The sequence below is a fragment of the Streptomyces sp. NPDC088400 genome, assembly GCF_044753355.1.
GTDB lineage: Bacteria > Actinomycetota > Actinomycetes > Streptomycetales > Streptomycetaceae > Streptomyces.
This window is the reverse complement of sequence record NZ_JBIVMZ010000005.1, coordinates 54,934-77,366: the sequence shown is the minus strand read 5'-3', so window position 1 is coordinate 77,366 and position 22,433 is coordinate 54,934. Positions and strand designations below refer to the sequence as shown.

The following is a 22,433-nucleotide window of genomic DNA, read 5'->3' as shown; positions in this document are numbered from 1 at the left end:
CCCGCCGGGTAGGGCCCGGACGCCTGCGCTTGCCGGGCCCCGCCATACCCCGAGGCCCGGCCGACCAGAAACTCATGCCTGGACCGCGGCTCGCGGACGGGCGATCACGAGAGGGACCACTCATGTCAGAACCCAGTCTCCAGGACGGCATCGACCAGGCGGGCTCGCCCGTGAAGCTGCTGTGGAAGCCCGACCCTGCCCCGTGGACCCCCGAGGTCATCGAACCCGAATACGCGGGCTGGCGTCAGGAGCAGGCCGCATGGCATACCGGCGTCGCGCTTTCGGACCTGTCCCACCACATGTCCGACACGCGTGTCGAAGGCCCCGACGCGACCAGGTTGCTGGCGGCGGTGAGTGCGAACAACTACGAGAAGTTCGCGGTCGGCCAGGCCAAGCAGTTCGTCCCCGTGGCCCCGGACGGCAACATCGTCACCGACGGCATCCTCATGCGCGACGCGGAGCACACCTACACCCTCAGCGGCGTTCCTGCCGCACAGAACTGGGTCAAGTACCACGGGCAGAAGGGCGGGTACGACGTCACGTTCGTCACCGACCCGTCCTCGGCGTACCGCGGCGAGGCCTGCCCGACGCTCTTCCGCTACCAGGTGCAGGGGCCGCTGGCGGGCGCTCTGGTGGAGGAGGCCTTCGGCGGGCCGATACCGCCGACGAAGTTCTTCCACTCCTCCCCGGTCTCGCTCGGCGCGATGCACTTCCGTGCCCTGCGGCACGGCATGGCGGGTCAGCCCGGCTTCGAGTTCGTCGGCCCGTGGGAGCACGCCAAGGCCGTGAAGGAGGCACTGATGAGCACGGGCGAGCAGTTCGGCCTCGTACACGTGGGAGCTCTCGCCTACCCCACCGCCAGCCTGGAGAGCGGCTGGATCGCGACACCGACCCCGGCCATCTACACCGATCCGGCCCTGACCGACTACCGCGAGCACGTGCCCCTGTACGGGATCGAGGGGCAGCAGCCGCTGCACGGGAGCTTCTTCTCCGAGAACATCGAGGACTTCTACTGCTCGCCATACGAACTGGGCTACGGCAAGGCGATCTCCTTCAACCACGACTTCATCGGCCGCGAGGCACTCCAGGCGGCCAAGGACAGCGTCCGGCGCACCAAGGTCACCCTCGTCCTGGCCCCCGAGGACCTGGCGAAGGCCCTGGGCCGGAACCCGGGATTCGTGCACACCTACGCGCGCGGCCGGGTGGAGGCGGGTACCGCGCTGGCAGGGGTGACCTTCCAGTCGGATTCCCTCGACCGGGCCGGCACGGTCCTCTCCCTGGCCCTGGTCGACCACGAGCACGCCGCGCCCGGTACCGAGGTGACGGTCGTGTGGGGAGAGCACCCGGGGCCGGGCACCGCCCCCGACGCCCACCTCGACCTCCCGCGCGTCCGCGCCATCGTCCACCCCGTGCCCTACGACGACCACGCACGCACCCAGTACCGGCGCAACGCCTAAACCCACCCCCGCGACGGCAGCAACCCGCACGCCCCACCCCGGGGCGCACGGCACCCCTGTGCCCGGGGAGAACGACAGAACGAGGAGCACCATGGATTCCCTTCCTACGGTCCCCGCCCCGGGCGTCGCCCCGCTGCTGGAGGACTTCTCCCTGGAGATAACGGGCAAGGACGTCTCCAAGCTCGAAGAAGCCCGCGCCCACATTCCCCCCGGTACCCGGATCAACGTCACCTTCCTCGGCAACGAGGACCTCGCCCTGCGGCTGGCCGCAGCCCGCGCCGTCCGGCGGCTCGGATACCTTCCCGTACCCCACATATCGGCCCGCCGACTGTGCTCCCAGGCGGAGTTGGAGGAGTTCCTCGCCGCACTGCGCTCCGACGACACCGTCGACAACGTCTTCGTCGTCGGCGGCGACCCCACCGCTTCCCACGGCCCCTACGAGGACTCCCTCGCGCTCATCTCGTCCGGGCTCCTCCAGGACTACGGCGTACGGCACGTCGGCATCAGCGGCTACCCCGAAGGCCACCCCGCCATCCCCACCCCGCTGCTCTGGACGGCGGTCGAGGACAAAACCGCCGCCCTGGCCCAGCAACGGCTGACCGGCGACATCATCACCCAGTTCGGATTCGACGTCACCCCGGCCCTGACCTGGGTCGAGGAGATACGCAGACGCGGCATCGACACGCCGGTACGCATCGGGGTCCCCGGCCCTGCCGGAATCAAGCGGCTGATGACCTACGCCACCCGCTTCGGTGTCGGCACCAGCACATCCATCGTCAAGAAATACGGATTCTCACTCACCAACCTGATGGGCACCACCGGCCCCGACCGCTTCATCCGCGCCCTGGCCGAGGGCTACGAACCGGACCTCCACGGCGTCCTCAAGCTGCACTTCTACACCTTCGGCGGCATCCGGGCCACATCCCAGTGGATCACCGATTTCCGCGCGCAGAAAGGGAATTGACATGACGCTGACCCAGGAGACCCCCGCGCGTGCCACCCCGCGCATGCCCGCACCGCAGCACGCTTCACTGATCGTCAAGGGCGCGGACCGAACTGGGATCGTCGCCGCCGTCGGTTCGGTCCTCAGCCGTCACGGCGCGAACATCGTCTCCCTCGACCAGTACTCCGACGACCCGCGCGGCGGCGCGTTCTTCCAGCGCACCGTGTTCAGCCTCGACCACATCAAGGCCGAACTTCCCTCGATCGAGGAAGACCTCACCCGCCGACTCGCCAAGGACTTCGGGCTGGAATTCACCCTCCGCGACCTTTCCGTACCCCAGCGGGCGGCGATCTTCGCCTCCAAATCCGACCACTGCCTGCTCGACCTGCTGTGGCGCCACCGCAACGGACAGCTCCCCGTCACCATCTCCATGGTGATCTCCAATCACCCCGACACAGAGGAAGAAGTGCGCAGCTTCAACATCCCCTTCTTCCACGTCCCCTCGTCCGGACCGGACAAGTCCGCCGCCGAGGCGGAACACCTGCGGCTCCTGACGGGCAACGTCGACTTCATCGTCCTCGCCCGCTACATGCAGATCCTCTCCGGCGAGTTCATCGCCCGCACCGGCGTCCCGATCATCAACATCCACCACTCGTTCCTGCCCGCCTTCATCGGAGCCGGCCCCTACGCCAAGGCCAAGGAACGCGGCGTCAAGCTCATCGGTGCGACAGCCCATTACGTCACCGAGGACCTCGACGAAGGCCCGATCATCGAGCAGGACGTCGTCCGCGTCACCCACGCGGACACCACCGGCGATCTCCAGCGCCGCGGCGCGGACGTGGAACGGGCTGTCCTCTTCCGCGCGGTGCAATGGCACAGCCAGGACCGCGTCATCCGCAACGGCAACCACACCATCGTCTTCGCCTGACCGGCACCTCGGAGGAAGACGGGTCGACCATGACGACCGTCATCGACGGCAAGAAGATCGCCCACGGCGTCCGCTCCAAGGCCGCCGACGGTGTCGCCTCCTACATCGCCACCGGTGAACCCGCGCCCACCCTGGCCACGATCCTGGTCGGCGACGAACCCCGGCAGTGCCGTATACGTCGCCAACAAGCGCCGCTCTCCGTCCGCGTCTGCCAAGTGAACGTTTTACAGACCCCGACGAGACGGGCTGTGGGAGACACCCCGAAGAGGCCGGCAGGGACAGATCCCCCCGTGGACGGTATGACGCACCTGGCGGATGTGCCATTCCCGCTCTTGCCGACCTCCTGTGCCTCACAGGACGTGAGGCACGTGCCGCACGCAAAACACCCTCCTGGCCGCGTTTCCGCAGGTCAGGAGGGTGTGAGAGCGGTAGCGGAGGGATTTGAACCCTCGGTGAGTTTCCCCACACTCGCTTTCGAGGCGAGCTCCTTCGGCCGCTCGGACACGCTACCGAGAGAGAGCTTAGCCCAAGGTGGGCCGCGGTCCGAAATCGATACGGGGATACGGCGATCAGAGGGCTTCCGAGGCGGCGGGGCAGCCGGTCAGCGGTCCCGGAAGAACGTCGTCAGCAGCCCGGCGCACTCCTTGGCGAGCACCCCGTGGATCACCTCGGGCCGGTGGTTGAGCCGTCGGTCCCGGATGACGTCCCAGAGTGATCCCGCCGCGCCGGCCTTCTCGTCGAGCGCGCCGAACACCACCCGGTCCACCCGGGACTGCACGATCGCGCCCGCGCACATCGTGCACGGCTCCAGCGTCACCACCAGCGTGCAGCCGGTCAGCCGCCACTCGCCGAGCTCTTCGGCCGCCCTGCGGAGCGCCAGGATCTCCGCGTGGGCCGTCGGGTCGCCGGTCGCCTCGCGTTCGTTGTGGCCACCGGACAGTACGGCCCCTTCCGGGGACAGCACGACGGCGCCGACCGGCACGTCACCGGACCGGGCCGCCCGTGCCGCCTCGTCCAGGGCGAGGAGCATGGGCGCCCGCCACGGTTCGCGCACCGGGTCGGGCACCGTGTCGTACCGGATCACTAGCGGACGGTCTCCAGTACCTCGGCTGCTCCCAGCGCGTCCGCGATCTCGGCCATCGCGTCCGTCTCCAGCGCCAGCAGATCGGCCTCGGACAGGCCGAGGTCGGCGAGGATCTCGCGGTCGCCCACGGCTCCCGCGGGCACGGTCTCGCCGTCCGTCACGGAACTGTCGTCGATGTCGTTGTTGTCGTCGTGCTCGTACTCCTCGTCCTTCCCGTCCGGCTCGCCGTCCTCCGTACCGTCGAGGTCCAGCGTGTCCAGATCGTCGGCCGGGTCGTCGTTGTCCCTGCCGAGCAGTTCGTCAATGAGGATCTCCCCGTACGAGGAGCGTGCGGCCGCGGCCGCGTCCGAGACGTAGATGCGAGGGTCCTCCTCGCCCTCCACTCGGAGAATGCCGAACCAGGCATCCTCCTGCTCGATGAAGACGAGCACCGTGTCCTCGTCCACCGAGGCTTCGCGGGCCAGGTCGGTCAGATCCGACAAGGTCTCCACATCGTCGAGCTCTGTATCGCTCGCTTCCCACCCGTCTTCGGTGCGCGCGAGCAGTGCGGCGAAGTACACCGTGACTCTCCCACTGATCAGAGGTGTGACGATCCGGCGGTGCGCTGGTCTGCCCCGCCCACACGGAATCGTGGCAGAAACGAACGCTTCGCGAGAGGTCTTCGACCGTTGCGTCGTGCGGCCATTTTATTAGGCCCCTGTTCGGCCCTGGTGCCGGGCGGTCCCCTCACCGGCCCAGGAACCGGGCGGAGGCCCGCGTCCGAGCCGTACACGCGGCGGGCACACTGCCCGCACATGGCCTACACGGACCGGCGTGGCTACCAGCGGAACGTACGCATCCGCATCTGCTGGCGCATCCGGGCGGCGCGGGCCTGCCGGGGCTTCACGCGCTCGCGCAGGGCCTTGGCCTCGTGCAGCTCCCGCAGGAACTGCGCGCGGCGCCGACGCCGCTGCGCCTCGCTCTCCTGAATCGGAGCTTCCTGGATCCGAGCTTCCTGAACCCTGGCTTCTTGAGCCCTGGCCCCCTGAGCCTGAGCGCCCCGCGCCCGCGCTTCTCGCACCTCGGCGTCCCGCGCCCGTGCTTCCCGCACCTCGGCCCCCCGCGCCAGCGCCTCCCACGTCCGCGCCCGCGCATCGGATCCGGCCTGCTCAAGGCCCTGACCGGGTCCCTGCTGATCCCCGTCCCGCATCGATGTGTCACCACCCAAGGCTGGGTTTCCCGGCTCCGCGGCAGCACCGGGGAGACCTCCTCTCACCTTCCCTCCGCGAGGGGGGTTGATGCCAGCGCGTACAGCCCTGGCCCCCGGTTACTGTGGACGCCATGCGGATTCATGTCGTCGACCACCCGCTGGTGGCGCACAAACTCACCACGCTGCGCGATCGGCGCACCGACTCCCCGACCTTCCGGCGCCTCGCCGACGAACTGGTCACCCTGCTGGCGTACGAGGCCACCCGGGATGTGCGGACCGAACAGGTCGACATCAACACCCCGGTGACGGACACGACGGGGGTGAAGCTCTCCCACCCGCGCCCGCTGGTCGTCCCGATCCTGCGGGCCGGCCTCGGCATGCTGGACGGCATGGTGCGGCTGCTGCCGACGGCCGAGGTGGGATTCCTCGGGATGATACGTAACGAGGAGACGCTCCAGGCGTCCACGTACGCGACCCGCATGCCCGAGGATCTCTCGGGCCGCCAGGTGTACGTACTGGACCCGATGCTGGCGACCGGCGGCACGCTCGTCGCGGCGATCAGGGAACTCATCAAGCGCGGTGCGGACGATGTGACCGCGGTCGTGCTGCTCGCGGCGCCCGAGGGCGTCGAGGTGATGGAACGCGAGCTGGCGGGCGCACCGGTGACGGTCGTGACGGCGGCGGTCGACGAGCGGCTGAACGAGAACGGCTACATCGTCCCGGGCCTGGGCGACGCGGGTGACCGTATGTACGGCACGGTGGACTGAGGGTTCGCCGCTCCGACGGTCCTGCGGGGTGCATCCCGTGCACCCCGCAGGACCGGCCGTCCTAGTGCCGCGCCGCGCAGGACGGCGTCACGGGCTTCGCCAGTGTCGCCAGCGCCTGGTCCGCGACCTTCGGCACGTTCAGCGATTTGAAGGCCGTTCCGATGATCAGGTCGACGTCCGCCGTCTTCCGCGCGTCCGTCTTCGGGGTGGCGCCCTTCAGCTGGGTGCCGAGGACCGTGAGGGAACTGTCCGAGGCCGTCGGTGCGCCCAGCAGCATCCCGGCGCCCGGGACCTTCTTGTCGTACGGGGCAGGTGCGTTGCCCACCTTGCCGATGACGAAGCCGCGTTTCTTCAGCTCGTCGGCGGTGCTCTTGGCGAGACCGCCGCGCGGGGTCGCGTTGTAGACGTTGACCGTGATCTGGCCGGGCTTGGGCAGCGCCTTGGCGGGCTTCTGGGAGGGGGCGCAGCCGGACTTTCGGCCGGCCGCGCTCTTCTTGCCGTCGGCGTCTCCCGAGAAGACGTCGATGAGCTGCGTGGTACCCCAGCCGACCAGGCCGAGGGAGACGACGCCGGCGACGGCCGCGAGCGCGATCCTGCGGCGGTGACGAGGGCGGCGCATGCGCGGGTACGTGTCACCCGTGACGCGGTACTTTCCACCCATGCCGGGGGGAGTCAGCATGCTCATAAGCGCAGCGTAGTGCGCCCTGGTGATGATTCCTACTAAACGATCAGCAGGTTGCGCTGTCAGGGGAGGGAAAGGCCCCGAAAGGCTCAGTGTTCACCCGTACGGGGCACATCAGCCCAGGTCAAGCTCCAGCACGCGGGCGTGCAGCACCTGGCGTTGCTGGAGCGCGGCGCGGACCGCGCGGTGCAGTCCGTCTTCCAGGTAGAGGTCGCCCCGCCACTTCACGACATGCGCGAAGAGGTCTCCGTAGAAGGTGGAGTCCTCGGCGAGCAGCGTCTCCAGGTCCAACTGACCCTTCGTCGTCACGAGCTGATCGAGGCGGACCGGGCGCGGCGCGACATCCGCCCACTGCCGGGTGCTTTCCCTGCCGTGGTCGGGATACGGCTTCCCGTTACCGATGCGCTTGAAGATCACACGGAAAGCCTACCGGGCGAGCGGCTCCGGGCGCAGCCATGGTGGTGGAGCGCAAAGGCGCCATTCGGTATCAAAGGGGGAGCGAGTGAGAGCGGAAGCCATCCTTCCGGTGTCCTCCCGGTGTCCTCGCGCCGGGATCCCGGGAAGTTGATCACCCGGGCCGTACAAATGATTCCCCCGAAAGGGTGAGTGGGGCCGCTTGTCACACCGGCGGCGTTCCGGGCGGGGACTGGGGGCGCGGGTGCGGCGGGGGGTGCGGGCCGGGGTCGGGTGGCAGTTGGGGGCCGCCCGGCTTCCCGTGTCTGCCGTCGCCCAGGTCCTGTCCGGTCGGTCCTGCCGTGCCGGGAGTTACGGGCCTGGCAACGACCGGCCGGACAGGACCCAGGAGGACCTTCCGGGTCGCGAGTCCGTAGATCCCGTACGGGGGAAAGAGGTCGACGCGTCTGGGGAAGTTCTCCCGGACGCAGCCGAAGCAGAGCAGGTCTCTCCCGCCGTCGCCGCCCGTGCGCGCCGTCTCGACCTTGTTGGTCCAACACGCCTCGCAGTAGCGGCAGTCCGTGTCCGACAGCGGCATGGTCGCTCTGGTCATCACGTCACCCTTCCTCGACGGAGTACGCTCTCGCTCCCTTGTAGTAGCAGGAATCGCGCGCCTGGTCCGGGTCAACTGGAGGTACGGCCGGAAGGTCACGGCGTACCCGCGCGAGGGGACGCCACGAACGGCGCGCGCCCCACTGCCCGGAGGCGGTGGGGCGCGCGGGTGCGGCCGGGGTGTTACGAGGCGGGCTCGTGGCCGGCGGAGTGCACGGCGGTGTCGCGCGTGGGCCGTGCCGCCGTCGTCTGTTTCTTCAGAGCGCCGAGGTGGTGGGCGTAGGTGCCCACGGCGTCGGCGATCACGTCGATGTTGATGTCGAAGGCCGTCCCGCTGATGTTGGAGAGGTCGTCGCAGGCCGCGTGGTAGCAGGCGTCGTACGCGGTGCCCGCCGTCCCGCCGTAGCGCTTCGCCTGGGCCTCGGACTTGACGCCCTCGGCGCCGGTGAACGTACCGCCGGACGGGATGCCCGCGTCGATGAAGGGGCCGTAGTCGGAGCGGCCGTCGAAGTCCGTTCCCTCGTGCGGCACCTTGTTGCTGTCGAGGAAGTCGTTGATGTCCTTCTCCAGTTGGGCGGAGCCCTCGGGGCCCGGTCCCGATCCGGTGGCGTCCGAGTTGTCGCCGTCGTACACGAACTCGGCGTGGTTGGGCGAGGCGATCATGTCGAAGTTGAGGTAGAGCGCGATGTCCGCGCGCTGCTGCGGGGTGAGGTCCTTGACGTACGCCTTGGAGCCGAGCAGGCCGAGTTCCTCGGCCGACCACCAGGCGAAGCGGACCTTGTTCGTCGGCTTCTCGTGGCTCTTGGCGAGCTGGAGCGCCACCTCCAGGAGTCCTGCCGAACCCGAGGCGTTGTCGTTCATGCCCGGTCCGTCGGTGACCGAGTCGAGGTGGGAGCCGAGCATCACGGTGCGGGCGGGGGCGCCGGCCCTGGTCTCGGCGACCACGTTGCGGGTGGTGCGCTTCTCCTGGAGCTGGCGGACGTCCATGGAGACCGTCACGGCGCCCTTGGCGGCCTCGGCGGTGAGGGCCTTGCCCTCGGCCTGGGTGATGCCGCCGGTGGGGATCACGGCGGTGTCGGGGCCGCCGAGCGTCCCGTTGAGCGCGCCCGAGGCGTTGTTGTAGATGATCGCGCCGACCGCGCCCGCCGCTGCCGCTTGCTTCTGTTTCTGGGCGAAGTCGCAGCCGCCGCGCTGGATCAGCGCGATCTTGCCGGTGAAGCCTTTGGCGGCGTAGTCGGCGGGCTCGCAGCCCGTGGTCGCGTCCGCCGGTACGGGGGCGAGTGCGGCCTTGAGGCCGCCCTCCGGGGTGGACTTGGTGTACGACATGGCCGCGATCTCGACCTCGCGCGGGGTCGGCGCGGTGACCGAGAGCTTCTCGGCGAGCGTCTCGATATAGGTGAAGTCGAAGGTGTCGTACGAGACCTGATAGCCGGCGTCCTTGAGCTGGGTGTACACATACGCGGCGGAGGCGTCGTGGCCGGGGGATCCGGCGGCCCGGTTGCCGTCGGCGGAGTCCGCGATGGCCTGGAACTTCTCCAGATGCCGGTGGGCGCCCCGGGCGGATGCCGCGTGCACCAGCTTCTGGGAGAAGTCCGCCGCGTCCTCGGCCGGGGTGTGCGCTCGCGCGGTGGCCGGGGCGGCGGACAGCAGAAGGGGGACGGTGAGCACGGTGGCGGCCGCAACGGCCAGGAATCGGGGAGGGGACGCGTTCACGGGGACGGTGATCCTTTCTCGGGCTGCGCTGTCTTTGACGTCTGCGCCGCCTTCGCCGCGCGTTTGGCTTCCTGTTTGAACGCCCGGACCTTGGCCAGCGATTCGGGCCCCGTGATGTCCGCCGCCGAGCGGTACGACCCCACGTCGCCGTACGCGCCGGCGGCCGCCCGCCAGCCCTCCGGCTGTACACCGAACTGTTTGCCCAGCAGTGCGAGGAAGATCTGGGATTTCTGCTTCCCGAAACCGGGCAGCGCGTTCAGCCGCTCCAGTACTTCCCTTCCGGTGGCGACATCACGCCAGATCGCGCTGGGATCGGCGTCGTAGTGCTCGACCAGGTACTGGCAGAGCTGCTGTACGCGCCTGGCCATGGAGCCCGGATAGCGGTGCACGGCGGGCTTGTCCGAGAGCAGTGCGACGAAGGCCTCGGGGTCGTACGCGGCGATCTCGCGGGCGTCGAGATCGTCACCACCCAGGCGTACGGCGATGGTGTACGGGCCGGAGAAGGCCCATTCCATCGGGACCTGCTGGTCCAGCAGCATGCCGACCAGGGCGGCCAGCGGGCTGCGGCCGAGCAGTTCGTCGGCCTCGGGCTGTTGTGCGAGCCGGATTGTGGTGCTCATTCCGTGATGATCACCCGGGGCCGCCGGTCGTGCATGTCCACCGTGCGCCATGGGTCAGTTCATATGACTAATCAATGGTCCGGATGGGGGAGGTGAGGGACGGGTAGACCGGGGCGGAACGAAAAACCTCCGGAACCTTCGGAAAGGCCGCGTGTCCGTGACTCAGCCCTTTGACCTGCCGGATTTCTACCTCGCGTATCCGGCCCGACTCAATCCCCATCTGGAGGAGGCCAGAGAGCACTCCAAGATATGGGCCAGGGACATGGGGATGCTGGAGGGATCGGGCGTCTGGGAGGAGCGCGATCTCGATTCCCACGATTACGCGCTGCTCTGTTCGTACACCCATCCGGATTGTGACGGCCCGGCGTTGTCGCTCGTCACCGACTGGTATGTGTGGGTGTTCTTCTTCGACGACCACTTCCTGGAGGTCTACAAAAAGCCTCAGGACCGGGAGGGCGGCAAGGCGTATCTCGACCGGCTGGCCTCCTTCATGCCGATGGATCTGACCGCCGGTTTTCCCGAGCCGACCAATCCGGTCGAAGCGGGCCTGGCGGATCTCTGGGCGCGTACGGTCCCGAGCATGTCCCTGGGGTGGCGTGAGCGGTTCGCGGAGAGCACCGAGAATCTGCTCAACGAGTCCGACTGGGAGCTCTCGAACATCAACGCGCACCGGGTGGCGAATCCGGTCGAGTACATCGAGATGCGCCGGAAGGTCGGCGGAGCGCCGTGGTCGGCCGGGCTCGTCGAATACGCGGCGGGCGCCGAGATCCCCGCGCCGATAGCCGGTTCCCGTCCGCTCCGGGTCCTCAAGGACTCGTTCTCGGACGCGGTCCATCTGCGCAACGACCTGTTCTCGTACCAGCGGGAGATCGAGGAGGAGGGCGAGCTGAGCAACGGCGTGCTCGTCCTGGAGACGTTCCTGGGCTGTACGACACAGGAGGCGGCCGACGCCGTCAACGATCTGATCACCTCGCGCATCCAGCAGTTCGAGAACACCGCGCTGACCGAGCTGGGCCCGCTCTTCGTGGAGAACGGCCTCGACCCGCGGCAGTGCGCCGACACCCTCGCCTATGTGAAGGGGCTCCAGGACTGGCAGTCGGGCGGCCATGAGTGGCACATGCGCTCCAGCCGCTACATGAACGGCGGCGGTTCGGGTTCCGGCTCGGGTACGTCGTTCTCGATGACCCCGGTCGGCCTCGGCACGGCGGCGGCGGACATCGCGAAGACGATCGGCGTCGGCCACCCGGCGCGGACGCGCAGCCACAGCCATGTGCCGTTCCAGAAGGTCGGGCCCTCCGTGCTGCCCGACTTCCGGATGCCGTTCCCGCTGTCGCTGAGCCCGCATCTGGACCACTCGCGGGAGCACACCGTCGAGTGGGCCCACCGGATGGGGATCCTTCGGGCACAGCCCGGCGTGCCCGGCTCCGACGTCTGGGACGAGAAGCGGATCAGGCGCATCGACCTGCCGCTCTGCTCGGCCGGTATCCATCCGGACGCCACTGCGGAGGAGCTCGACCTGACCTCTGACTGGCTGGCCTGGGGGACGTACGGCGACGACTATTTCCCGGTCGTCTACGGCAACACCCGTGACCTGGCGGGCGCGAAGGCGTGCAACGAACGGCTCTCGCTGTTCATGCCGGTCGAGAGCGCCGGGACGCCGGCGCCGGCCAACGCGCTGGAGCGGGGCCTGGCGGACCTGTGGACCAGGACGGCGGGACCGATGGACGTGGACGCCCGCCGCATGTTCCGTCAGTCCGTCGAGGACATGACCGCCAGCTGGCTCTGGGAGCTGGCCAACCAGGCGCAGAACCGCGTTCCCGACCCCGTCGACTACATGGAGATGCGCCGGCACACGTTCGGCTCGGCCATGACGATGAGCCTGTGCCGGATCGGTCACGGCCGCCAGGTGCCGCCGGAGGTCTACCGCAGCGGCCCCATGCGGTCGTTGGAGAACGCGGCCCAGGACTACGCCTGCCTGATGAACGACGTCTTCTCGTACCAGAAGGAGATCGAGTACGAGGGCGAGGTCCACAACGGTGTGCTCGTCGTGCAGAACTTCTTCAACTGCGACTACCCCACCGCTCTCTCCGTCGTCGATGACCTGATGAACTCGCGGATGAGCCAGTTCCAGCATGTCGCCGCCAATGAACTGCCCATGCTGTACGACGACTTCGACCTGGACGGGGAGGCCAGGAAGGTGCTGGACGGCTATGTGAAGGAGCTGGAGAACTGGCTCTCCGGAATCCTGAACTGGCACCACGGCTGCAAGCGTTACAAGGAAGCCGAGCTGCTGGAGGACCGCGCGGGCGTCACCCGCCGGCTGCCGCCCGTACCCACCGGACGTGGCACCTCCGCGGCGCGGATTCACCTGCCGGGTTGGAAGCCCTCGTCGGCTGTCCCCCAAATGGCGCAGTAACCGGCCCACGGGCGGCGCCGTTTGTCATCCGGTCGATGTGATCGTTTACCGGATGGGGGCCGTGAGTGGCGAGAGGATACGCACTGTACGGGCGCGCGGAGGCGCGAGCGCCGCGCGCCCGCCCGGGGACGGACGCGCCGGGGGTGGACACGGCGAGGTCCGGCGCGCCGGGGACGGGCCGGGGCGGGGGTGTGCGGACGGCGGTGCTGGAGGCCGTCGCCGGATGGGTGCCGGGGGAGCCGGTTCTCAACGAGGAGCTTCCCGCCGCGTGGGAGGTGGATGACGCCTGGGTGCGTACGCGCACGGGCATCGCCGCCCGCCACCGGGCCGGTGCGGGGATGTCGACGGGCGACCTCGCGTACGAAGCGGCCCGGCTGCTGGTCGGCGGCGCGGGGGCGGCCCGTACGGCGGCGCCCGCCGGGGTGTCGGCCAGGATGACGGCCGGAGTGTCGGGAGGTGTGTCGGGCGATGTGACTTCCGGGGCGTCGGCCGGGACGGTGGGCGCTGTGAACGCCGGGGGCGTGGCGGGCGCGGTGGACGCCGTGGTGCTGGCCACGGCCACGCCGGACCATCTGTGTCCGGGCACGGCGCCCGCGCTGGCGGCCAGGCTGGGGCTGGGCACGGTACCCGCGTTCGACATCGGCGCGGTGTGCAGCGGCTTCGTGTACGGCCTCGCGGTCTGCCACGGACTGGTGGTGTCGGGGCTGTACGACCGGGTGCTGCTGGTGGGCGCGGACGTGTACTCGACCTGGCTGGACCCGCGGGACCGTTCGTCGGGCGTGGTGTTCGGCGACGGCGCCGGGGCGGCGCTGATCGGCGCGGGCCGGGCCGGGGCCGCGGGCGAACTGCTCGCCTTCGACCTGGGCAGTGACGGCGAGGGATACGACCTGATCACGGTGGACGGGGGCGGTGCGCGGGCCCGGAGCGTGGCCCAACCGCCCGCCGAGGGAGACGAGTTCTTCCGGATGAGGGGCCGGGCGGTCTATCAGCACGCGGTCGAGCGGATGACCGGTTCGTGCCGCTCCCTGCTGAGCGAGGTGGGCTGGGACGCGGCCGATGTGGACCACTTCGTACCGCACCAGGCCAACGCCCGGATCCTGCGGGCCGTCGCCGAACGGCTGGGCATCGGCGCGGGGTGCTGCGTCACGCACCTCGACCGGGTCGGCAACACGGGCGCGGCGTCCATTCCCCTGGCGCTGGCGGACGCGGCCGCCCAGGGGCGGTTCCGCGCGGGCGACCGCGTGCTGCTGACCGCTTTCGGCGGAGGTCTCACCTGGGGGTCGGCGGCGCTCAGTTGGCCCGGGTCCCTGGCCGGGGTCGAGTCCCCGGCCGTTGGCACCGCGCCCTCCGGAACTGTGCCCTCCGGAACCGCGACCTCCGGAACCGCGACCTCCGGAACCGCGCCCTACGAAGGGAACGGAGCATGACGAGGCGGTCCGAGCGGGGGCGCGGCGAGCGCGAGGAGCGGGGCGTGGCCGGGGAGAGCAGCATGCATGGGGGGCGGGGCGTGGTCGGGGAGCGTGGCGAACGTGGGGGTCGGGGCGTGGTCGAGCGGTGTGGAGGGCGGGGCGTGGTCGGGGTCGCGGTGACAGGGCTCGGAGTGGTGACTCCCGCGGGCAGTGACGAGCGGGCGTTCTGGGAAGGTCTGTGCGCCGGCCGGTCCGTCGCCCGGCGGCGGTCCGAACTGGCGGGAATGCCGGTCGACTTCACCTGCGCGATCGAAGAACTGGATGTGGACGCCGAGGTGGGCGGGCGTTCGGTGTGGCGCATGGCGCGGTTTGTGAAGCTGGCGCTGATCGCCGCCCGGCAGGCGGTGACGGACGCCGGACTCGACCCCCTGACCTGGGACGGCGGCCGGGTGGGTGTGGTGCTCGGCGTGGGGGTCGGCGGTGTGTCCGTACTCGCCGACAACGCGCTGAAGATGCACGCGGACGGCCCGGACGCGGTCTCGCCGCTGCTGGTGCCGATGATGATCCCGAACGCGGCGGCGGGCGAGGTCGCCATCGCGCTCAAGGCCCGGGGCCCCAGCCTGGCCCCGGCGACCGCCTGCGCCTCGGGAGCCACGGCGATCGCGGTGGCCCGGGACCTGCTGGTCAGCGAGCAGTGCGATGTGGTGGTGGCCGGGGGCGCCGAGTCCGTACTGACCCCGCTGGTGGTGACGGCCTTCGCGCGGATGGGCGCGCTGTCGACGCGTACCGGCCACCCGGGCGGGGCGTCCCGGCCGTTCGCCGCTGACCGGGACGGATTCGTCATCGGCGAGGGCGCGGGCATGGTCGTGCTGGAGCGGGAGGCGGATGCCCGAGCCCGGGGCAGGGCGCCGCGCGCGCTGCTGGCCGGCGCGGGATCCAGTACGGACGCGCACCACCCGACGGCCCCCGAGCCGCAGGGCAGGGGCGCCCAGGCGGCGGTGGAGACGGCGCTGCGGGACGCGGACTGGAGTCCGTACGACGTCGAACACGTCAACGCGCACGGCACGTCCACCCCGCTCAACGACTCCATGGAGGCCAAGCTGATCGAGCGCGTCTTCCCGCGCCGTCCGCCGGTCACCGCGCCGAAGGGGGTGGTGGGGCACACGCTGGCGGCCGCCGGGGCGATCGAGGCGGTGGCGACGGTGCTGACGCTCGAACACGGCGTGATCCCGCCGATCGCCAACCTGGACGCGCCCGCGGTGGAGTTCGACCTCGACTGTGTGACCAAGGCGGCCCGTAAGCAGGAGGTGGAGACGGCGGTGAGTCACTCGTTCGGGTTCGGCGGACACAACGTGGCGCTGGCGTTCCGGCGGGCCTGAGGGGGCCCGGACAGGACCTGGAAGGCGTGGGGCAGTTGGGTCGCTCACCGGAGCACCACGGTGCTCACCGAACGAATGTCTTCTGTCCCCGCGCGTGGAAAAGTCGTTTCTTCGTCAACCCTTGATCGTTGTTATCTCGTGACCATAATGCTCAACAGCGACACCGTGGACTCCACGGTGGACCGTCTGGCGCGTGTGCTCTTCGGTGCGGACTTCCACCGGGAGCACGGGCTTTGGCGTCGGCTCGCTGCCACGAAAGTGTTCCGTCGCAGGCCAGGGGCGTCGTCCGGGGAGCGGTTGGCGCTGGCGTACGAGCGGTTGCGTGCCGTCAACGACTCGCTTGACGGCACCCCGGACACACTCGGTGGACCGCTCGACGGCTCACTGGGCGGCGATGGCGACGGCGGTCGCGACGGTCGGGCGGCGGGCGCGGCGGGGCCGGCGGTTGACCCGCGCGCACTGGCGGCACTGCACGAGTGGCTGGGCCCGGTCGATCCGGCCTTCACGACGGTCGCGGGCATTCACTACAACCTGTTCCTGGGCAGCCTGCTGGACCACGGTTGCCCGGGACGGCGCGACGGGCGTGGTGGGTGTGATGGGCACGGTGGGTGTGGCGGGCGGGACGGGCACGGCGCGTGTGACGGGCGGGATCTGTCCGACTTCCTGGCGCTGCGCCGCGTGGGCACCTTCCTCTGTACGGAGGTGGCGCACGGCAATGACGCGGTCGGCGTGGAGACGACGGCGACGTACGACCGTGACCGGGACGGGTTTGTCCTGCACACGCCGCACGCCGGGGCGCAGAAGTTCATGCCGAACACCAGCCCGGCCGGTGGTCCCAAGACCGGGCTGGTGGCGGCCCGGCTGCTGGTGGACGGCGCCGACCACGGTGTCTTCCTGTTCCTGACGCCGCTGACCGACGCCGAACGCCCGCTGCCCGGTGTACGGGTGCGGCGGCTGCCCGCCCGTCTCGGCAGCCCGGTGGACCACTGCCTGACCTCGTTCGACCAGGTCTTCGTGGACCGGGACGCGCTGCTGGGCGGGGCGCAGGGGCGGCTCGGCGAGGACGGCGTGTTCACGAGCGAGCTGAGCAATCGCAGGCGGCGGCTGCTGGCGTCGATCGGCCGGGTCACTCCGGGCAAGCTCTCGATGAGCGCGTGCGCCGTCGGTTCGGCGCGGGTCACCCTGGCGCTCGCCGTGCGGTACGGCGGGCACCGGCTGATCTCGGGGTCCAGGGGCACGCGGAGGGTGCCGGTGTTCGCGCACCGCAGTCACCACGGGCCGCTGGTGGGGGCGTTGGCCACGGTATTCGCGATGAGTTCGCTGCACCGGATGGCGCTGGACGTATGGGAGTCGCGCACGGAGCGGGACCAGGACGAGGCCGAGCGGCTGGTGGCCGTCGCGAAGGGCTGGATCACCTGGCAGGCGCGCACCGTCATCGTGGAGTCCCGGGAACGCTGCGGAGCGCAAGGGTTGTTGGAGAACAACGGCATGACCGAACTGCTGGCGGGCATCGAGGGCGTCATCACGGCGGAGGGTGACAACGTCGCCATCTACGCGAAGGCGGCGGCCGAGATGCTGTTCTCGGCCACGACGGGGGCCGGGGTCGTGGCCGAATCCGAATCCGAATCCGCGGCCGGGTCCGCCCGGGAGGCCGCGGTGGGCTCGTACGGGCCCGAAGGGCGGGAGCTCTCCGACCCCCGGTTCCTGGGCGATCTCCTCTCCGCCGTCGAGGAGTTGTGGCTCGCCCGCGCACGCGGCCGGATGAGCCGGGCGCCCCACGGCGACCCGCTGGCACGGTGGAACGCCGCGTCCGGCGCCGCGCTGCGGGCCGTCGAGGCCCATGCCTACCGCCGTGCGGCCGAGGCCTTCGCGACGGCGGTGGACGCAGTGATGTCCGACGGCCCGGAACCGTCTTCGGACCGGATCCCGGGTCGGACACCGGGTTCCTTCCCGGGCCGGATTCAGGAACCGCCCCCGGCTTCTGCCTCTGCTCATGTCGCTCATGACCTGCTGTGCTCGCTCCAACAGCTGTTCGCGCTCCAGTGGATCGACCGGAACAGCGGCGATCTGCTGGCAGGCGGCCGACTGGCCCGTCGGCATCTCGACGAGCTGCCGGAGACCGTCGAACGGCTGATCGCGGAGCTGGCCGGCCATGCCCCCACCCTTGTCGAGGCCTTCGCACTGCCCGAGGAGATGCTCGCCGACTGGCCCATCGCCGGAGCCGATTACGCCGATGCCTACGACGACGCGGACGCCGCGTGGCACGCGGTGCCGGCATCGCCACCCGCACTGGCCCCATCCCCATCCCCTGCACCTGCACCTGCACCTGCACCTGCACCTGCACCTGGATCGGCTTCGGACCGGGCGCCCACGCCCGTGCCCGTACCCGTACCGCAGATGCCGTGAAGCGGGGGTGTTCCTTCCGGCCCGGCGGCCGCGCGACGCAACCGATTGACCCCCCTCGAACCCGCTACCCCCTCGAAAGGACATGTCATGAGCAAGATCCACCCGAAGATCACCGAGGTGCTCACCGAGACCTTCAAGGTGCCCGTCGGGGAGATCATCCCCGAGGCCACGATGGACAGCCTGGAGATGGACTCCCTGGCTGTCGCCGAATTCGCCGTCATCATCAAGGAGACGCTGGGAGTCACCGCCGACGCCGACTCGCTCCTCAAGGGCGCCACGCTGGACGAGATCACCACGTTCCTCCACCGGGCCGGTACGACGAACGAAGCGCAGCCGGCGAGCACGGCCAAAGGCGCCGTCACGGCGGGCATGAGGTGCGACGCCACGATGGCGAGCACGGCGTGCGGCGCGGACATGGCGAACGAGGCGTACGAGGCAGCCGTGGGCGTCGGCCGATGACCGGACCCTCTATCGCCATCACCGGACTGGGAATGATCACCCCGGCCGGGAACGACACCGAATCCACCTGGCACGGAGTGTGCGCCGGCGTCTCACCGGCTCGTACGATCCCCGAACTGCGCGGCTGCGCGGTCGACTTCGCCTGTACGGTCGACGGCATCGATCTCGATGCCGCGATCGGCGGACGTACGGCCTTCCGGATGGGCCGGTACGTGAAGTTCGCGCTCCTCGCCGCGCGCGAGGCGGTCGCCGACGCCGGGCTCGACCCGGCGACCTGGGAGGGCACCCGGGTCGCCGTCGTGGTCGGGACCAGCAGCGGGGGGTCGGCGGGCCTGACCGAGCAGGCCGTGGTGCTCGAGCGGCGTGGGCCCGAAGCCACCTCACCGTCCGGCATCCTGCTGACGATCCCCAACATGCCGGCGGCCGAGATCGCCATCAAGATGGGGGCCACCGGGCCCAGCATGGCGCCCTGCACGGCCTGTTCGTCGGGCGTCACGGCACTGTCCGTGGCGCGCGACCTGCTGGCCACGGGGCAGTGCGACATCGCGGTGGCCGGGGCGACGGAGTCGATCGTCTTCCCGGTCGCGATGACCGGGTTCGCCCGGTCCGGCGCCGCCGCCGTGGCCGGTCCGGACGACGATCCGTCCGTACTGTGCCGGCCTTTCGCCGCGGACCGCGCGGGGCTGGTCATGGGAGAAGGCGCGGCGATCATGGTGCTGGAGCGGGAGAAGGACGCGCGGGCGCGCGGTGCGGAACCGCGAGCGCTGCTGGCGGGCGCCGGTGCCACCACCGACGCCTACCATCCCACCAGTCCGCACCCTTCGGGAGCCATCGCCCAGCGCGCGGTCGAGGTGGCGCTGCGCGACGCGGGCTGGGGGGCCGGCGATGTCGAGCATGTCAACGCGCACGGCACATCGACGCAGCTCAACGACGCGACCGAGGCCGAGTTGATCAGCCGGGTGTATCCGGGCCGGCCGTCGGTCACGGCGCCCAAGGGGGTGCTGGGGCACTGTATGGGGGCGTCCGGTGCGATCGAGGCGGGGCTGACCGTGCTCACCCTCCAGCACGGTGTCGTACCGCCGATCGCCAACCTGGACGCGCCGGACGTCAGGTTCGACATCGACTGCGTGACCAAGCAGCCTCGGCACGAGTGGATCGACCGGGCGGTCAGCCACTCGTTCGGGTTCGGTGGCCACAACGCGGTGCTGGCGTTGCAACGCGCCTGACGCAGACGTGCCTGACGGAGACGTGCCTGACGGAGACGCGCCTGACGGCGACGCGTGTCGCGTCGTGGCGCGCACGGCTGTCCGTACGGCTGTCGTACCCGTACGGCCCGTATCCGTACCGCCGTCCCCCAGACAGCAGTTGGGGGGACGGCCTCTCCTCACCCCCGCACCCCCGAACACCGAACTCCGCACCCTGGAAAACCTGGAAACCCCTGGAGGGCCCACCCATGCGCAGTCATCTGCCGCTCCGGGGACGCACCGCGGTCGTCACCGGCGCGGCTCGCGGCCTCGGCGAGCAGCTCGCCCGTACCCTCTCGGCGCGTGGCGCGCGGCTCGCGCTCGTCGGACTTGAGGAGACCGAACTGGCGCGTGTGGCAGCCTCGTTGCCGGGCGAGGCCGACCACTGGCACGCGGACGTGACGGACGTGGCCGCCATGTCGGGCACGGCACGGCGCGTCGAAGAGCGCTTCGGTAGGGTCGATGTCGTCGTCGCCAATGCCGGAGTCGCGGCGGGTGGCCTCTTCCGGCACTCCGAGCCCGACGCGTGGCGACGGGTCATCGAGGTCAACCTCATCGGCAGCGCTGTCACCGCCCGCGCCTTCCTCCCCGCGTTGATCGGCTCCAGCGGCTACTACCTCCAGATCGCCTCGCTCGCAGCCCTCGCCCCCACACCGATGATGACGGCCTACTGCGCCTCGAAAGCGGGCGTGGAGGCCTTCGCCCACACCCTCCAAGCCGAGGTCGGGCACCACGGGGTGCGGGTCGGCGTCGGTTATCTCAGCTGGACCGACACCGACCTGGCCAGGAGCGCCGCACGGGACGACACCCTGCGCGAACTGCGCGCGCGCCTGCCCCGTCCCGCGGACCGGACGTATCCGCCGGCCCCGGCGGCCGACCGCCTGGTCTCCGGCGTCGAGCGCCGGGCGCGCCACATCTACGCCCAACCCTGGCTGCGCGCGGCCCAGTTCGCACGAGCGGCCCTGCCTGCCGCCGCTTCCCGCCGCGCCCTGCGTTACATGCCCGCCCTGGAACCGCGGGCGGTCGCGGTGTCGAGTGCCCTGCTGGGGCCGGGCGGCGCGGCGAACGAGGACGGTGCTGGCTCCGGCCTGAATTTCTAGTGCCGCGACGGGCACTAGCAGTGTCGTGGCCTGACGGAACGAGCGTGGAAGCCGAGATTCTTGACCGCTTCGCCGGCGGCGATCTCGCGCTTCTTCCCGCCGGCGAAGCCCGGCAACTCGTAGAAACACCGTCGATGGGTCGCCGAATTCACCGCGCTTCGAACCGGCGGCTTGAGCGTGAGGCCGGACTGCTCGTCCTCCAGAACCCGCAGCGTTCCCCTGAAGCTGGGCTCCGTAAAGGTGCAGACCCCGACGGCACAGATCGGCGCCGACCGCGCCTGTACCTGGGCCGCAGGCAGGACGGCGCTCGCGAGGGTCGCCGTAGCGATGACGGAAAGCAGCGCGAACTTCCGTGTGAGGCGCTTCATTTACTGTCCATTCGCCGGGTGTACGGGCGGGGGTTACGGCTGGCGGGATCAGTCTGGCAGGCGACGGACAAGAGGAACGATTACGTGCAAATCATGACGTGAGGCATGAGGGGCGCGACGCCGGCGCTGCCAAAACCTGCACGCCCCAGGGCGCACGCCAGGCGCGTCAGTGGCCGGGCTGGTCCCGAGTGGGCCGGTTCCCGGTCGCTGCCGCGTCCCGGGTGGCCTCGTCCTGGGCACCCCCGTCCTGATCCGCCACCCCTTCCCGCGTGGCCGTGTCCTGGGTGGCGGCGCGTTCGGTGGCTTCGTGTGCGTACGTTTCCGCGCTCTTCAGGAACATCGCGTGCAGGTCGCGCGCCGCTGCCGGGATCGTGGCGGAGAGGGGGCGCTGGATCACCATGTGTACGGCCGTGTCGTCGCCCTCCAGGGGGCGGTAGGTGATCAGGCCCGTGCGTTCCAGGGGGTCGCCGATCACGCTGAAGTCGGGCAGGACCGTGGCGCCGAGGCCTTCGGCGACCATCAGCTTGCCCATTTCCGCGCCGTCCGTGGAGTACGAGAAGGTCGGGCTCCGGCCCTCCAGGAGCCGGTGCACGAAGCGGTGCATGACATAGCCGGCGCGCATCACGATGAGCGGCTGGGCGAGGAGGTCGGTGACCGAGACCGTGCGCCGGGCCGCCAGGGGGCTGTCGGAGCGTACGCAGACGACCGGGCGGCCGCGCAGGAGTTCGGTGGTGTGGAAGCCCGGGGGTTTGTCGTCGCCCTGGAGGTAGTTGACCAGACCCAGATCGAGGCCGCCTTCCAGCAGCTCACGGTGGATGTCGGCCTGTTGGGCCCCGATGACCTCGACCTGGGTCTCCGGATGCGCGGTGCGGAACGTCTGGATGGTCGGTACGAGCAGCGGCACCGTGGCCGCGTTGACCGTGCCGAGACGGATCATGCGGCTGGTGCGGTGCTGGTCGTCGGCGGCGCCGCGCAGGGTGTCGACCGCGTCGAGGACGCCGATGATGTGGGGCAGCAGTTCGCGGCCCGCGGCGCTGATCCTGGCCCCGGAGCGGCGCCGGTCCAGGAGGTCCACGCCCAGTTCGCGTTCCAGATTGCGGACGGTCTCGCTCAGGGCCGGCTGGGAGACATGCAGGGCCTCGGCCGCGCGGCGCAGGGAGCCGAGCCTGGTGACGGCCGCGATGTATTCGAGCTGTTCTATTCGCACGGCGCCATCGCCTTTCGGCATTGCTGGAAGGGAAACCCTATCACCGGGTCGTATATG

20 protein-coding genes, 1 tRNA gene and 1 pseudogene are annotated in these 22,433 nt (G+C 70.3%); 11 read left to right on the top strand and 11 right to left on the bottom strand.

The window, feature by feature from the left end:
- The first annotated feature begins 122 nt into the window (after positions 1-122).
- The 3 genes from ACIQD6_RS14400 (at position 123) to purU (ending at position 3,328) form a co-directional block, all read left to right on the top strand.
- Entirely contained in the window at positions 123-1,457 is a 1,335-nt protein-coding gene (locus tag ACIQD6_RS14400) for an aminomethyl transferase family protein (protein WP_401881883.1), read from the top strand.
- A 91-nt stretch (positions 1,458-1,548) separates the two neighbouring features.
- Complete coding sequence (locus tag ACIQD6_RS14395; RefSeq protein ID WP_401881880.1) at positions 1,549-2,421, top strand: methylenetetrahydrofolate reductase; 873 nt, start codon at positions 1,549-1,551, stop codon at positions 2,419-2,421.
- Between the two features lies 1 nt (position 2,422).
- Positions 2,423-3,328: a formyltetrahydrofolate deformylase gene (gene purU, locus ACIQD6_RS14390; RefSeq protein ID WP_401881877.1), complete on the top strand. Its 906-nt coding sequence runs from the start codon at positions 2,423-2,425 to the stop codon at positions 3,326-3,328.
- A 426-nt stretch (positions 3,329-3,754) separates the two neighbouring features.
- On the opposite strand, the gene ACIQD6_RS14385 is transcribed toward purU, so the two are convergent.
- The 4 genes from ACIQD6_RS14385 to ACIQD6_RS14370 all read right to left on the bottom strand — a co-directional run bounded on the left by ACIQD6_RS14385 (position 3,755) and on the right by ACIQD6_RS14370 (position 5,472).
- Positions 3,755-3,839 (bottom strand) — tRNA-Ser (locus tag ACIQD6_RS14385).
- 90 nt (positions 3,840-3,929) lie between these two features.
- Positions 3,930-4,358 (bottom strand): tRNA adenosine(34) deaminase TadA, encoded by a 429-nt coding sequence (tadA, locus tag ACIQD6_RS14380; RefSeq protein ID WP_401882868.1) that lies wholly within the window; start codon positions 4,356-4,358, stop codon positions 3,930-3,932.
- Positions 4,359-4,411: 53 nt separating this feature from the next.
- Positions 4,412-4,972, bottom strand: coding sequence for a hypothetical protein (locus ACIQD6_RS14375; RefSeq protein WP_401881874.1), 561 nt, complete (start codon positions 4,970-4,972; stop codon positions 4,412-4,414).
- A gap of 257 nt (positions 4,973-5,229) precedes the next feature.
- Positions 5,230-5,472: a hypothetical protein gene (locus tag ACIQD6_RS14370; RefSeq protein ID WP_401882865.1), complete on the bottom strand. Its 243-nt coding sequence runs from the start codon at positions 5,470-5,472 to the stop codon at positions 5,230-5,232.
- A 260-nt stretch (positions 5,473-5,732) separates the two neighbouring features.
- Between ACIQD6_RS14370 and upp the strand changes: the two genes are divergently transcribed.
- Complete coding sequence (upp, locus tag ACIQD6_RS14365; protein WP_401881873.1) at positions 5,733-6,368, top strand: uracil phosphoribosyltransferase; 636 nt, start codon at positions 5,733-5,735, stop codon at positions 6,366-6,368.
- A 61-nt stretch (positions 6,369-6,429) separates the two neighbouring features.
- Here upp and ACIQD6_RS14360 read toward each other — a convergent pair whose 3' ends face one another.
- From ACIQD6_RS14360 to ACIQD6_RS14340, 5 genes are all read right to left on the bottom strand, one after another.
- Positions 6,430-7,029 (bottom strand): LytR C-terminal domain-containing protein, encoded by a 600-nt coding sequence (locus ACIQD6_RS14360; protein WP_401882862.1) that lies wholly within the window; start codon positions 7,027-7,029, stop codon positions 6,430-6,432.
- A gap of 135 nt (positions 7,030-7,164) precedes the next feature.
- Positions 7,165-7,467 carry a type II toxin-antitoxin system VapB family antitoxin gene (locus ACIQD6_RS14355; RefSeq protein WP_401881870.1) on the bottom strand — a complete coding sequence of 101 codons (303 nt, stop codon included), beginning with the start codon at positions 7,465-7,467 and terminating at the stop codon, positions 7,165-7,167.
- A gap of 202 nt (positions 7,468-7,669) precedes the next feature.
- A complete protein-coding gene (locus tag ACIQD6_RS14350; protein WP_401881867.1) occupies positions 7,670-8,056 on the bottom strand; it encodes a hypothetical protein in 387 nt (128 codons plus the stop codon).
- 182 nt (positions 8,057-8,238) lie between these two features.
- Positions 8,239-9,768, bottom strand: a complete 1,530-nt coding sequence (locus ACIQD6_RS14345) for a M28 family metallopeptidase (protein WP_401881865.1) — start codon at positions 9,766-9,768, stop codon at positions 8,239-8,241.
- Entirely contained in the window at positions 9,765-10,388 is a 624-nt protein-coding gene (locus tag ACIQD6_RS14340) for an HhH-GPD-type base excision DNA repair protein (RefSeq protein WP_401881863.1), read from the bottom strand. The genes ACIQD6_RS14345 and ACIQD6_RS14340 overlap by 4 nt, the downstream gene beginning before the upstream one ends.
- A 157-nt stretch (positions 10,389-10,545) precedes the next feature.
- On the opposite strand from ACIQD6_RS14340, the gene ACIQD6_RS14335 reads away from it, so the two are divergent.
- The 7 genes and pseudogenes from ACIQD6_RS14335 to ACIQD6_RS14305 all read left to right on the top strand — a co-directional run bounded on the left by ACIQD6_RS14335 (position 10,546) and on the right by ACIQD6_RS14305 (position 20,801).
- The gene (locus tag ACIQD6_RS14335; RefSeq protein WP_401881860.1) at positions 10,546-12,804 is read left to right on the top strand and encodes a family 2 encapsulin nanocompartment cargo protein terpene cyclase; all 2,259 of its coding nucleotides are present in this window, start codon (positions 10,546-10,548) and stop codon (positions 12,802-12,804) included.
- A 203-nt stretch (positions 12,805-13,007) separates the two neighbouring features.
- Complete coding sequence (locus ACIQD6_RS14330; RefSeq protein WP_401882860.1) at positions 13,008-14,231, top strand: beta-ketoacyl-ACP synthase 3; 1,224 nt, start codon at positions 13,008-13,010, stop codon at positions 14,229-14,231.
- Positions 14,228-15,592 (top strand): beta-ketoacyl-[acyl-carrier-protein] synthase family protein, encoded by a 1,365-nt coding sequence (locus ACIQD6_RS14325; protein WP_401881858.1) that lies wholly within the window; start codon positions 14,228-14,230, stop codon positions 15,590-15,592. Before ACIQD6_RS14330 ends, ACIQD6_RS14325 begins: the two co-directional genes overlap by 4 nt.
- Positions 15,593-15,739: 147 nt before the next feature.
- Complete coding sequence (locus ACIQD6_RS14320) at positions 15,740-17,998, top strand: acyl-CoA dehydrogenase (RefSeq protein ID WP_401882857.1); 2,259 nt, start codon at positions 15,740-15,742, stop codon at positions 17,996-17,998.
- 87 nt (positions 17,999-18,085) lie between these two features.
- A pseudogene (locus tag ACIQD6_RS14315) lies at positions 18,086-18,310 on the top strand (acyl carrier protein); the annotation flags it as partial.
- Positions 18,311-18,453: 143 nt separating this feature from the next.
- Positions 18,454-19,683 carry a beta-ketoacyl-[acyl-carrier-protein] synthase family protein gene (locus tag ACIQD6_RS14310; RefSeq protein ID WP_401881856.1) on the top strand — a complete coding sequence of 410 codons (1,230 nt, stop codon included), beginning with the start codon at positions 18,454-18,456 and terminating at the stop codon, positions 19,681-19,683.
- 227 nt (positions 19,684-19,910) lie between these two features.
- A complete protein-coding gene (locus tag ACIQD6_RS14305) occupies positions 19,911-20,801 on the top strand; it encodes an SDR family oxidoreductase (RefSeq protein WP_401881854.1) in 891 nt (296 codons plus the stop codon).
- Between the two features lie 14 nt (positions 20,802-20,815).
- Here the strand turns inward: ACIQD6_RS14305 and ACIQD6_RS14300 are convergent, their stop codons facing one another.
- Together ACIQD6_RS14300 and ACIQD6_RS14295 are read right to left on the bottom strand one after the other, a co-directional pair.
- Complete coding sequence (locus ACIQD6_RS14300) at positions 20,816-21,169, bottom strand: hypothetical protein (protein WP_401881851.1); 354 nt, start codon at positions 21,167-21,169, stop codon at positions 20,816-20,818.
- 166 nt (positions 21,170-21,335) lie between these two features.
- The gene (locus ACIQD6_RS14295; RefSeq protein WP_401881848.1) at positions 21,336-22,376 is read right to left on the bottom strand and encodes a LysR family transcriptional regulator; all 1,041 of its coding nucleotides are present in this window, start codon (positions 22,374-22,376) and stop codon (positions 21,336-21,338) included.
- Positions 22,377-22,433: the final 57 nt, after the last annotated feature.